Origin of the sequence: Streptomyces sp. NBC_01497 (genome assembly GCF_036250695.1) — a bacterium.
Classification (GTDB): Bacteria; Actinomycetota; Actinomycetes; order Streptomycetales; family Streptomycetaceae; genus Streptomyces.
On the sequence record NZ_CP109427.1, the window covers coordinates 1,073,932 to 1,086,024 of the forward strand.

Sequence of the window (12,093 nt, forward strand, 5' to 3'; positions counted from 1 at the left end):
TCGGAGCGGACCCCGCAGCGCGCGAGACCGTGTTCAGCGGTTGGCGACGGCCTGCTTCACGAGCGTCTTGCCGAAGTCCCACATCAGACCGCCGCCACCGTGCGCGTCGTCCATGACGGCGGTGAAGGCGTCCACGAAGCGGTCGACCTCGCGCTCGCCGATGGTCAGCGGTGGGATCAGCTTGATCACTTCGAGGAAGTCGCCGGAGACCTGGGTCAGGATCCGGTGCTTCTGGAGCAGTGGCACGACGACCATCTGGGCGAACAGGCCCTTGCGGGCGGCCTGGAGCATCGTCCAGCGGCTGCGCAGCTTGAGCGAGTTCGGCCGGCCGAACTCGATGCCGATCATCAGGCCCCGGCCCCGGACGTCGTGCAGCAGCTCGTAGCGGGGAATGAGGTCGCTCAGCCGCTGCTTCAGCAGGTCGCCCGTGCGGCGCGCGTTCTCCACGACCTTGTCGTTCTCCATCACGGAGAGCACCGCCAGGCCGGCCGCCATGGCCTGCGCGTTCGCCCCGAAGCTCGCGGAGTGCACCAGCACCCGGTCCATCGAGGAGTAGACCTTCTTGAAGATCCAGTCCTTGCCGAGGGTCGCGCTGACCGGCACGTATCCGCCGGACAGGGCCTTCGCCACACAGACGAGGTCCGGCTCGACGCCCTCCTCGTGCTGGTAGGCGTAGAACGCTCCCGTCCTGCCCATCCCGGTCTGCACCTCGTCGGCGATGAGCAGCGCCTTGTGCTTGTGCAGCAGGTCCTGGGCGGCGCGCAGGAAGCCGGGCGGGGTCTCGTGCACGCCCTTGCCCTGGATGGGCTCCACGACGAAGCCGGCGACATCGCCCTTCTTGAGTTCCCTCTCCAGCGCGGCCAGGTCGCCGAGCGGGATCGCGGTGTCGGGCAGCAGCGGGGCGAAGCCGTCCCGGAAGCTGTCCTCGCCGTTGACCGAGAGGGACCCGGTGGTCAGGCCGTGGAAGGCGTGCGACGCGTACAGGATCCGCGTCCTGCCGGTCGCGTACCGCGCGAACTTCAGTGCGGTCTCCACGGCTTCGGTGCCGCTGTTGCCGAAGAACACCCGGTCAAGATGCGGGCTGTGGCTCAGCAGCCGCTCGGCGAGCAGCCCCGGCAGGGGCTGGCAGTCGAAACGGGTGAGGTCGGCGAGGGAGGCGTCCAGCACGTCGTGCAGCGCCTTGCGTACGACGGGGTTGTGGCGGCCGATGCCCATCACGCCGAAGCCGGCGAGCATGTCCAGGTAGTCGTTGCCGTCCGCGTCCCAGAAGTAGGCGCCCTCGGCCCGCTCGTAGAACTTGTCGAAGCCGATGGTGTGCAGCATGCGGGGAAGCTGCGGGTTCACGTACTTCGCGTGCAGCTCGTACCGCTCGGCGCCGCGTTCGGCGAGGAGCCGGGCGAGGTCGAAGCCCTTGGGCTCCGCGAGTGCCTCGGGCTCGTTCAGCTCCGCGGGCCCTTTGGCTTCGGTGGGCTGGGTCATTCCGCATTCTCCTTGTGTGCCAGCGCGGCACTGATACGTCCTGCGATCTCGACCGGGGTCAGGCCGAGGTCGGCGAGCAGCTCGTCGCGCTTGGCGTGCGCGAGGAACCGCTCCGGGATGCCGAAGGTCCGTACCGGCACGTCGCACCCGGCGTCGCGCAGCGTCTGCGCCACCGCCCAGCCGACGCCGCCGGTGCGGCTGTTGTCCTCCACCACGGCGACGAGCCGGTGCTCCCGCGCCAGCGGTACGAGCCGCTCGTCGAGGGGCTTGACCCAGCGCGGGTCGACGACGGTGCAGCCGACGCCGCGGGCCTGGAGCAGCTCCGCGGTGCCCAGGCACACGGGCGCGAGGGCGCCGGCCGAGACCACCAGCACGTCGGCGTCCCCGCCGCGGTGCAGGACGTCCATGGCGCCGACGCGGCCCACGGCCGGTACGGGCTCGCCCACCGCCTCCTTGGGGAAGCGCACCACGGTGGGCGCGTCATCGACGGCGACGGCCTCCCGCAGCTGGGCACGGAGCTGATCGGTGTCGCGCGGCGCGGCGATGCGCAGGCCGGGCACCAGCTGGAGCATCGACATGTCCCACATGCCGTTGTGCGAGGGACCGTCGCTGCCGGTCACACCGGCCCGGTCGAGGACGAAGGTCACACCGCACCGGTGCAGCGCCACGTCCATCAGCACCTGGTCGAGGGCGCGGTTGAGGAAGGTCGCGTACACGGCGACGACCGGGTGCAGCCCGCCGGTGGCCAGCCCCGCGGCGGAGGTCGCCGCGTGCTGCTCGGCGATGCCGACGTCCCAGACGCGGTCGGGGAAGCGCTCGGCGAACTTCGTGAGTCCCACCGGGTGCAGCATGGCCGCCGTGATCGCGACGACGTCGGGGCGCTCCGCGCCGATGGCGGCGATCTCGTCGGCGAACACCGAGGTCCAGCCCGGAAGGGCCGGGGAGAGCGGCTCACAGGTGAACGGGTCCATCGCGCCGACGGTGTGGAAGTGGTCCGCCTCGTCCTGGAGGGCGGGCGGGTAGCCACGGCCCTTCTCGGTGAGGCAGTGCACCACGACGGGCCCGGAGAATCGCTTCGCCCGGTGCAGGGCCGCCTCCAGGGCGGCCTGGTCGTGCCCGTCGACGGGGCCCAGGTACTTGATGCCGAGGTCCTCGAACATGCCCTGCGGCTGGAAGGCGTCCTTGAAGCCCTTCTTGGCCCCGTGCAGCGACTCGTAGAGCGGCTTGCCGACGACGGGGGTGCTCCGCAGGACTTCCTTGCCCCAGGCGAGCGCCCGCTCGTAGCCGTCGGTGATGCGCAACGTCTCCAGGTGGATGGCGAGGCCGCCGATGGTGGGGCCGTAACTGCGCTCGTTGTCGTTGACGACGATGACGAGCGGCCGGTCCCTGGCGGCGGCGATGTTGTTCAGCGCCTCCCAGGCCGTGCCGCCGGTGAGCGCGCCGTCGCCGATGACGGCGACGACATGGCCGTCGCTTCCCCGTACCTCGCCGGCCTTGGCGAGTCCGTCGGCCCAGCCGAGCACGGTGGAGGCGTGCGAGTTCTCGATGACGTCGTGCTCGGACTCCGCGCGCGACGGATATCCGGACAGGCCGCCCTTGCCGCGCAGCTTGGAGAAGTCCTGCCGTCCGGTGAGGAGCTTGTGGACGTAGGCCTGATGGCCGGTGTCCCACAGGACGCGGTCGACGGGCGAGTCGAAGACCCGGTGCAGGGCGATGGTGAGCTCCACCACGCCGAGGTTGGGTCCGAGGTGGCCGCCGGTCCTGGCCACCGCCTGGATGAGGAACTCCCTGATGTCCTCGGCAAGTTCGTCGAGCTCACTCTCGCCCAACGCCTTGAGATCGCGTGGCCCCCGAATGTTCTCAAGGATCGACACGCTCGGCCCCCTCTCGGATCGTTCCACCGCCGCACGGGGGACAGACACCCGAAGCGGCACCCCTGTCCTTCATCGGCCGCGGGAGGCAGCTTGCTTCCCGCGCACGCTCCGCCGGGAGCCCCGCGCGTGCGGGGCTCCCGTGCGGGGTGGTTTCAGCGCGTGCCCGCGACCGTCTCGCGCGCGGCGCGGATGGTCTCCTTGAGGGAGCTCATGGTGGCGAGTACGGCGGTGGGCTCGTAGCCGCAGTGCGCCATGCAGTTGTCACAGCGCGCGTCCTTGCCCCGGCCGTACTTGTTCCAGTCGGTGTCCTCGATGAGCTGCCGGTACGTGGGCACGTACCCGTCGGCCATCAGGTAGCACGGCCGCTGCCAGCCGAACAGCGAGTAGTTGGGGATCGCCCAGGCGGTGCAGGGGAAGTCCGCCTTGCCCTCCAGGAAGTCCAGGAAGAGCGGCGAGTGGTTCAGCCGCCAGCGGCGCCTGTTGCCCCCGCCGAACGCCTTCTTGAACAGCTCACGAGTCTGCGTCACGCCCAGGAAGTGGTCCTGGTCGGGCGCCTTCTCGTAGGCGTACGCGGGCGAGATCATCATCTCGTCGACCTTGAGGTCGTCGTTGAGGTAGTTCAGGACCTCGATGATGTTCGACGGGGTGTCGGTGTTGAAGAAGGTGGAGTTCGTGGTGACCCGGAAGCCGCGCTGCTTGGCCTCCTTGATGGCGGCCACGGCCTCGTCGAACACACCTTCCTTCGCGACCGACTCGTCGTGCCGCTCGCGCATGCCGTCGATGTGGACGGTGAAGGCGAAGTACGGCGACGGCTTGAACTTGTCCAGCTTCTTGCGCAGCAGCATGGCGTTGGTGCAGAGGAAGACGTACTTCTTCTTCGCGACCAACTGCCGGACGATCTCGTCGATCTGGGGGTGCATCAACGGCTCACCGCCGGCGATCGAGACCATCGGCGCGCCCGACTCCAGCACGGCGCCGACGGCCTGAGCGACCGGCATGCGCTGCTTGAGCACGCCCGCGGGGTGCTGGATCTTGCCGCAGCCCTCACATTTCAGATTGCACGCGAACAAGGGCTCAAGTTCCACGATGAGCGGGAACTTCTCCCGCTTGCGGAGCTTCTGTTCGGCAAGGTACGTCCCGACCCTGATGGTCTGGCGGAGCGGCATAGCCATCTGGCTCACCTCCTGGGGAGCAGCAAAGAACGGTGCCATTCATAGAAAACCGGAAGGACGGCACGGAGTACCCGGAAGGCTGATATTCCTCCGCGTACCGTGCCGATCCGGACGAGCTCATGCTCAGGAGCGTCCACGACCACACGTACGGCCGCAACCGGGCGGGGCCCGGCCTCCAGAGCGGTGCGGAGCGTCGTGGCGGACTCCATGTCCACCCCGACCGCTCCAGTGGTGCGCAGTTCGGCCCGTTCCTGGCCGCGTACCACATGGTCCGAACCGGTCAGTGGACCGGTGTGGACCGTGCGTCCGGGCAACGCCCGCGACAGCGCCTCGGAGAGCATCGCGGAACCCGTGCAGGGGGTGACCCCGAACGCGTCCCTGGTCTCTTCGGCGACGATCAGGTCTCCGGGACTCATGCCCGGGGTGAGACCGGCACAGAAGCCGGACGCGATGACCGCCGCGTCCCGGTGCCGGTCCTCGCCGAGCGCGTCCTTGACGGCGCGTTCGGCGTTGGCGGGGCCCATGCCCGTGCGCACCACGGTGACGGGCCCGGCCGGCTCGCCGCGCCTGCCGCGCAGGGCGAACCGTTCGATGCCGAGCGCGCAGGCGATCAGCAGCGGGGGGTGCGGTCCGGCGGGCGGTCTCCCCGCGGTGTCGGTCATCAACCCGCCTGGAGAGCTCGGTCGGCGAGGGGGGCGCCGTGCACGTAACGGCCGAGCGCCGTCAGCGGGAACACCTGCCGGTAGAGGTGGTAGTTGATGGAGAAGTCCCAGGGGAAGCCCGTGCCGGTGAAGTACGGCTCGTCCCACGAGCCGTCCGCCAGCTGGGTCTCGGCGAGGAAGGCGATACCGCGCTCGACGGCCTTGCTCTCCTCCTCGCCCGCCGCGAGCAGCGCCAGCAGGGCCCACGCGGTCTGGGACGCGGTGGAGGCGCCCTGTCCGACCCACTTCTCGTCGGTGTAGGAGCGCTGGTCCTCGCCCCAGCCGCCGTCCTCGTTCTGCACGGACTCCAGCCAGGTCACCGCGCGCCGGACGGCCGGGTGGGTGACGGGCAGGCCCGCCGCGGTCAGCGCGGGCACGACGCATCCTGTGCCGTAGACGTAATTGGTGCCCCAGCGTCCGAACCAGCCGCCGAAGGTCTCCTGCTCGGCCAGCAGCCACTCGACACCGCGCCGGGTCGCGGGGTGGTGTGCCTTGCCCTCGTACGCCAGCATCTCGACGACGTGCGCGGTGACGTCCGCCGACGGCGGGTCGATGACCTCGCCGAAGTCGCAGAACGGGAGCCGGTTGGGGAACGGGCTCATGTTGTCCGCGTCGAACGCGGCCCAGGCGCCGTTCTTCGACTGCATGCCCAGCGTCCAGCGCGCGCCCCGGGTGACCGCGCCCTCCAGCCTGCCGGCGTCGGGGTGGTTCACCCGCCGCAGCGCGAGGATGACCTCGGCGGTGTCGTCGATGTCGGGGTAGTTGTCATTGTGGAATTCGAACGCCCAGCCACCGGGGGCCAGTGAGGGCCTGCGGACCTGCCAGTCACCCGGCCGGGTGATCTCCTCCGTCATCATCCAGTCGGCGGCCTTGACGAGCGCGGGATGGTCCGCCCCCACTCCGGCATCGGCCAGCGCGATGGTGGCGAGGCAGGTGTCCCACACCGGGGACTGGCAGGCCTCGATCATCCGGGCGCCGTCCTCGCGCCAGACCGCGAAGCGGTCGAGGGAGGCGAGCCCCTCGCGCATCACCGGGTGCTTGAGGTCGTACCCCAGCAGGTGCAGCGCCATCAGCGAGTAGACGGCCGGCGGCTGGATGCCTCCCCAGCAGCCGTCGTTCTCCTGGCGTTCGATGATCCAGCGGGAGGCTGCGCGCATCGCGGCACGGCGTACCTTGCGCGGTGCCAGCTTGCGGTAGGCGTGCAGGACCTTGTCGAGACGCTGGAAGGCTCCGTCCCAACTGGCCACTCCCGCAAGGGGCTTGGCCGGGTTGGGGTTCGCGGCGTCGGTGTGCAGCTCGTCCAGGGGGAAGGGGGCTGGACGGACCGGGCGGATCGCACCCACCACAGTCAGCGGCACGATGGTCTGCCGGGCCCAGCAGCCGAAGTCGTAGACGTTGAGCGGGAGCCACTTGGGGAAGAAGATCACTTCCGGCGGCATCTCGGGCAGGTCGTCCCACTTCCACCAGCCGAACAGCGCCAGCCAGATGCGGGTGAAGACACGACTCGCCGCGATACCGCCCTGCTCACGCACCCACTCCGAGGCGCGTGCCATGTGCTCCGCCTCGGGGCGGTCACCCGCGAGCCGCAGGGCGACATACGCCTCGATGGTGGCGGAGAGCTCCCCCGGACCGCCGTGGAAGGTGGCCCAGGTGCCGTCGGCCCGCTGCTCCCCGCGGATGAAGAGGCCGGCGGCCTGCGTGGTGCGCGCGTCCAGGATGCCGAGGAACTGACGCAGCAGCAGGTCCTCCGCGTCCATCGTCACATTGGTTTCGAGGTCGCCCTTCCACCAGCCGTCCGGGTCCTGGCAGCTGAGCAGGTGTTCGACACCCCGGAGGGTGGCGCGCTCGGCGGCCGCCCTCACGTCTTGGGCCGTGGCGGTGGTGGCCGGTACGCCCGTCGAAGCAGCCTCGGATCCCAGGGACCCGGCACTCCCGTCGGTCGTCGCTGTCATAACTTCCCCTCCGTGCAGTGTTACTTCTGCTGTGCTGGGGTCTCCGCCGTCCGTCTCCGGGCTCGCGACCGGGTCCGGACGGCGACTGCTCAGGTCAACCCCCAGAAAGGGCAGATATGCGAATGGTGATCATCTCTCTCGTACGACGACGAAGTCGGCGAGCGCCACGAACCGCGCCCGGACTTCTTCCGGCATGTCCACTCCCGCCAGGGCTTCCACCGCGACGGCGTGCTGCCGACGAGCCTCCTGGGAGGTCCACTCCCGGCCGCCCGCCTCTTCGATCAGCGCTGCGCGGGTAGCGAATTCTTCCTCGGAGAAGGTCTCGAAATCATTGCTTTTCGCGTCGGCCGCGAGGAGTTCGCCGAGCTGTCGCGACGCGGCGTTGTCCGCGGCCAGCGCGGCCACCACCGGCAGGGACTTCTTACGCTGCCTCAGGTCGCTCCAGGTCTGCTTGCCCGTGGAGTCGGGGTCGCCCCAGATGCCGAGCAGGTCGTCGACCGCCTGGAAGGCGAGGCCCAGATGGTGGCCGTACGACTCCAGCAGGTCGGCCGTACGGTCGTCGGCGCCACCCAGCACCGCGCCGATGGAGGAGGCGCAGGCGAGCAGCGCGCCCGTCTTGTTGCCCTCCATCGTCAGGCACTCCTCGACGGTGACCCGCTCACGGTGCTCGAAGGAGATGTCCTGCGCCTGACCGTCGATCAACTTGCGGGTGGCGCTCGTCAGGCGGCGCGTCGCGCGCCCCGCCTCCGGGCTGCCGAGTTCCAGCAGGATCTCGTTGGCCAGCGCGAACAGCGCGTCGCCCACCAGGATCGCCTGCGCCGGGCCGTGCACCTTCCATACCGTGTCGCGGTGCCTGCGCTGCTCGTCGCCGTCCATCAGGTCGTCGTGCAGCAGTGAGAAGTTGTGCACCAGCTCCACGGCTACCGCGCCGGGCACGCCCTGCTCGGGCGTCGCGCCCGCGGCCTCCGCCGACAGCAGGGCGAGGGCAGGGCGCACGGCCTTGCCGCCGTCACCGTCGGCCGGGTTGCCTGCGGCGTCGATCCAACCGAAATGGTAGGCCGAGACGGTGTCCATGGGCGACGCCAGCCGGTCGACGGCGGCACGCAGCACCGGCGTCGCAAGGCTCCGCCCGCGATCGAGCAGCGCGTTGACGTCCGCGGTGTCGACAGCCATGTCTGCCGGGGGCACAGTCGGCACGGTCTCTCCTCTTGTTCCAGTACTCGTAGGTGCAGTACCCAGGCTCATGCCGCCTCCTCCAAAGGGTGTTCATGCGGACGGCCGAGCTCGGACAGGGCGGCGCCCGCGGCGTTCAGGCCACTGCGCACGGCGCCCTCCATGGTCGCGGGCCAGCCGGTCGCGGTCCACGAACCCGCCAGAAAGAGTCCCGGCGCGTCGGTAAGGGACGCGGGACGCAGCCGCCCCACACCCGGCGCGGGCGCGAAGGTCGCCGTGCGTTCCCGGGTGACGAAGAAGTCCCGTACTCCGGCGCCGCGCGCGGCGGGCAGCAGCCGTTCGAGTTCGGGAAGGTAGCGCTCTCTCAGCCGCGCCACGGGGGTGTCGATCTCGTCCCCCGCGTCCGACTGGGACAGCGCCAGGTACTGGCCGTCTCTGAGCCCGGAGGCCTCGGTGCGGTCGAACACCCACTGCACCGGCGAGCCGAGCGCGGCGAAGAACGGCCTGCGCAGCACCGGGCGGTCGTACACCACATGAACGTTGAGGATCGGCGCGGTACCGATGGCGAGCAGCCGGCCCGGGTCGGCGAGCGCGCCCTCGGGCAGCAGGGCGTGCGCGTCTCGCTGCGCGACGGCGAGCACGACGGTGTCCGCCTGCAGGGTCTCGCCGTCGAGGCGGACCTGCCAGCGTCCGTCGCTGCCTCGGACGATGTCCGAGACGCGGGTGCGCAGTTGGGTACGGACGCCGGCCGCGGCGAGTGCCTTGCCGGCGAGCGTGTCGTGCAACTCGCCGAGCGGCACCCGGGCCCAGCCGATGTCCGCGGCGCCCGGCTCGGTCAGCAGGCCGGTCTTGAACACCTTGGCGGCGAGCCCCAGCGAGCTCCGCGCGGCCGTGGCGTTGAGGGTGGCCACACCGACGAGGTCCCACAACGCCTCGACGGTGCGCGGTGACTGGCCGTGGCGCTTGAGCCAGGTCGCGAAGTCGACGTCGTCCAGGGCCGGGTCGTCCGGGTCGAGCTTCTTCAGTGCCAGTGCCGCGCGGGCCACGGACGCCCGTTCGGCGAGTGAGAGGTGCGGGTAGCGCGCGAGTCCCGCCGTCAGGTGCAGCGGTACGGGCAGTCCGTTGCGGCGCAGTCTGCCGAGGCGCGGCCTGGCACCGCCGACGTCGAGGACGGGGACGTCGAGCCGGTCCTGCAGGGGCGCGAGCGACGTCCCGTCGACCCGGTCGAGGAACCAGCGGTACGCGGTGCAGCAGCGCAGGTACACGTGTTGCCCGTTGTCGACCGTCAGGTCGCCGCGGGTGAACGAGAAGGCGAGGCCGCCCAGCCGTGGGCGGCCCTCGACCAATGTGACGTCCAGTCCGGCGTCGGCCAGGCGCAGGGCCGCGGTGACACCCGCGAGTCCTCCGCCGACCACCACGGCTTGGGCAGGACCTGGATCGTCGGCCGCCGTCATACGTGCTCCCCTCGTGCGGTCACGATCAGGGACGCGGCCGGGTGCGTCGGGGTTGCCGTGCGGGCGGGATGTTGGGCACACGGGCGCGAGCCATCGGCGATGTGCCGCATCAGCCGCGCCCCCTGGTGGTCCGTCGTGAGATGTGGCGGGCGTCGAGACCCGAGAGCCCGCGCACGGCAACATACGCCTTCTCACGTCCCGGGAGTGACACCCGCCCCCTCAGTACCGCCTCCGGGTCGCGTTCGATGCGGTCGAGGAGGCGCCGGTAGATACCCGCCATGGCCGCGACGCACGCTCCGCTGCGCCGGTCCAGCAGCGGCAGCAGCTGATAGCCCTCGGCGAACAGCAGCCGGGCCCGGCGCGCCTCGAAGTGCACGAGGCCCGCGAAGTCCGAGCCGGCGGGCGGGGTGGAGCTGTGGAAACCCTCCGAGCAGCCGAACTTGGCGAGGTCCTCGGCGGGCAGGTACGTACGGCCGTTCCCGGCGTCCTCGCGCACGTCACGCAGGATGTTCGTCAGCTGCAGCGCGAGGCCGAGCGTGTCCGCGTACGCGAAGGCGCGCTCCGAGGTGGCGGCCGGGCCACCGCCGAACACACCGAGCGAGAGCCGGCCGATGGCCCCGGCGACACAACGGCAGTAGACCCGGAGCTCGTCCCACGTCTCGTACGTCTCGCCGTGCACGTCCATCAGGACGCCGTCGATGAGCTCGTCGAGCGCGTCGATCGGGATGGGGAAGCGGCGTGCGGTGTCGGCGAGCGCGACCGCCACCGGGTCGGTGTCGTCCTCCTCCACCGTCCCCTTGCGCACGCGGTCGAGGAGGACACGCGTCTCCTTGAGCCGGGCTTCCTTGGTCTCCGCGTCCAGCGTTCCGTCGCCGATGTCGTCGACCCGGCGTGAGAGCGCGTACAGCGCCGACATGGCCTGCCGCTTCCCGGCGGGCAGCAATCTGATGCCGTAGGCGAAATTCCGGGCCTGCTGCCCGGTCACCGCCTCGCAGTAGCGGTAGGCCGCCTGTACCGGCGCGGACGACATGGGTGTCTGTCCCTCCACGTTCCGGCTCACCCCTCTCTGTGCGCACTTCGCAAGACAGCTCCCACCTCGCGCAGCAACCGTGGCTTGGTGGGCTTGGGCGGTCCGGGGAGCACATCGTGCCCGGCGGCCGCGATCGAAGCGAGGGCGGCGCGCCCTCCTGCGACGAATCCGGCGAGCAGCAGCCGGAGTCTGCCGTGAACGCTACCCACCAGAGCTGTGCCTTCGTCCAGCAGGTCCCTGGCACGCTGCGCCTCGAACGCGATCAGCGTACGCACCGAGGCGTTCGCCGTCGCGGCGGCGAGATCCGCCTCACCGACACGGAAGCGCTTCATGTCCTCGGCGGGCAGGTAGATCCGGTCCTGGCCGAGGTCCTCGGCGACGTCCTGGAGGTGTTCGACGATCTGCAGCGCCGTACAGACGGCGTCGGAGAGCCGGACGCGCTCGGGGGTCGCGGTGCCGGTGATGCCGAGGACCAGGCGGCCCACCGGGTTCGCGGAGAGCTCGCAGTAGGCGAGCAGGTCGTCGTAGGTCTCGTACCTGCGTACGAGCTGGTCCTGGCGGTTGGCGCCGACCAGCCCGAGGAACGGTTCCGGCGGCAGGGAGCAGCGTCGCACCGTGGGCACCAGGGCGCGCAGCAGCGGGTGTCCCGGCGCGGGTCCCGCTGCCTCGAAGACGCGCTCCAGGTCGGCCTCGAAGGCGTCGAGCATGACACCGCGGTCATCGGCCAGGGCGGGATCCACACCGAGGTGGCGGGCGTCGGCTCCACCGGGGGCGAGGTCGCCGTCGCCGATGTCGTCGACGAGGCGGGAGAAACCGTAGACGGCCATCAGATCGTCACGCCACGCGCGGGGCAGGAAAAACGGGGCGACGGGGAAATTCTCGTCCGTCGCCTTGTCCAGTGTGGCGCGCCCCGGTGCGTCCGGTCGCGCGTCAGGACCGGTCACTGCGGAGTTCCCAATACGGGGACGGCGTAATCCTCGCAGAGCCGGAGATTTTCCGTCATTTCCGTCATATCTCCCGTTCTACACTGCTGACCGAATACATCCTATTTCGGACACGCCGCCCGCCCTCCCGAGCAAACACCACCGAGGCAGGCGAGAGGTGCTCAGGGGGAATCACCCCACTTGCCGTGAATTCATTGACCAGCTCAGCTTACGTTGTACAACGGGAACGGTCGCGACGGGGGTGTTGCGCGCATTACAAGAACGCTGCGATCCGGGCAACACTTCCCCGGCACAGGTGACTTGACCCATCTTTG

General features: G+C 70.3%; 9 protein-coding genes. All 9 read right to left on the reverse strand.

Going from position 1 to position 12,093, the window contains the following annotated elements; genetic code table 11:
* Positions 1-33 precede the first annotated feature (33 nt).
* The gene (locus OG310_RS04775) at positions 34-1,479 is read right to left on the reverse strand and encodes an aspartate aminotransferase family protein (protein ID WP_329454608.1); all 1,446 of its coding nucleotides are present in this window, start codon (positions 1,477-1,479) and stop codon (positions 34-36) included.
* Positions 1,476-3,353, reverse strand: a complete 1,878-nt coding sequence (dxs, locus tag OG310_RS04780; protein ID WP_329454609.1) for a 1-deoxy-D-xylulose-5-phosphate synthase — start codon at positions 3,351-3,353, stop codon at positions 1,476-1,478. Before dxs ends, OG310_RS04775 begins: the two co-directional genes overlap by 4 nt.
* A gap of 152 nt (positions 3,354-3,505) precedes the next feature.
* A complete protein-coding gene (gene hpnH / locus OG310_RS04785) occupies positions 3,506-4,525 on the reverse strand; it encodes an adenosyl-hopene transferase HpnH (protein WP_329454610.1) in 1,020 nt (339 codons plus the stop codon).
* 5 nt (positions 4,526-4,530) lie between these two features.
* A complete protein-coding gene (locus tag OG310_RS04790; protein ID WP_329454611.1) occupies positions 4,531-5,187 on the reverse strand; it encodes a phosphorylase family protein in 657 nt (218 codons plus the stop codon).
* Positions 5,187-7,178, reverse strand: a complete 1,992-nt coding sequence (gene shc / locus OG310_RS04795; RefSeq protein ID WP_329454612.1) for a squalene--hopene cyclase — start codon at positions 7,176-7,178, stop codon at positions 5,187-5,189. Before shc ends, OG310_RS04790 begins: the two co-directional genes overlap by 1 nt.
* 129 nt (positions 7,179-7,307) lie before the next feature.
* Entirely contained in the window at positions 7,308-8,351 is a 1,044-nt protein-coding gene (locus tag OG310_RS04800; protein WP_329454613.1) for a polyprenyl synthetase family protein, read from the reverse strand.
* 68 nt (positions 8,352-8,419) lie between these two features.
* The gene (gene hpnE / locus OG310_RS04805; RefSeq protein ID WP_329454614.1) at positions 8,420-9,805 is read right to left on the reverse strand and encodes a hydroxysqualene dehydroxylase HpnE; all 1,386 of its coding nucleotides are present in this window, start codon (positions 9,803-9,805) and stop codon (positions 8,420-8,422) included.
* Positions 9,806-9,914: 109 nt separating this feature from the next.
* Entirely contained in the window at positions 9,915-10,865 is a 951-nt protein-coding gene (gene hpnD / locus OG310_RS04810) for a presqualene diphosphate synthase HpnD (RefSeq protein ID WP_329454615.1), read from the reverse strand.
* Entirely contained in the window at positions 10,862-11,779 is a 918-nt protein-coding gene (gene hpnC / locus OG310_RS04815) for a squalene synthase HpnC (RefSeq protein WP_329454616.1), read from the reverse strand. The genes hpnD and hpnC overlap by 4 nt, the downstream gene beginning before the upstream one ends.
* Positions 11,780-12,093: the final 314 nt, after the last annotated feature.

Coding starts and splice junctions, on each gene's coding strand:
- OG310_RS04790 (WP_329454611.1), bottom strand. CDS start 5,187: ATGACCGACACCGCGGGGAGACCGCCCGCCGGACCGCACCCCCCGCTG.
- hpnE (WP_329454614.1), bottom strand. CDS start 9,805: ATGACGGCGGCCGACGATCCAGGTCCTGCCCAAGCCGTGGTGGTCGGC.
- OG310_RS04800 (WP_329454613.1), bottom strand. CDS start 8,351: ATGGCTGTCGACACCGCGGACGTCAACGCGCTGCTCGATCGCGGGCGG.
- OG310_RS04775 (WP_329454608.1), bottom strand. CDS start 1,479: ATGACCCAGCCCACCGAAGCCAAAGGGCCCGCGGAGCTGAACGAGCCC.
- shc (WP_329454612.1), bottom strand. CDS start 7,178: ATGACAGCGACGACCGACGGGAGTGCCGGGTCCCTGGGATCCGAGGCT.
- hpnH (WP_329454610.1), bottom strand. CDS start 4,525: ATGGCTATGCCGCTCCGCCAGACCATCAGGGTCGGGACGTACCTTGCC.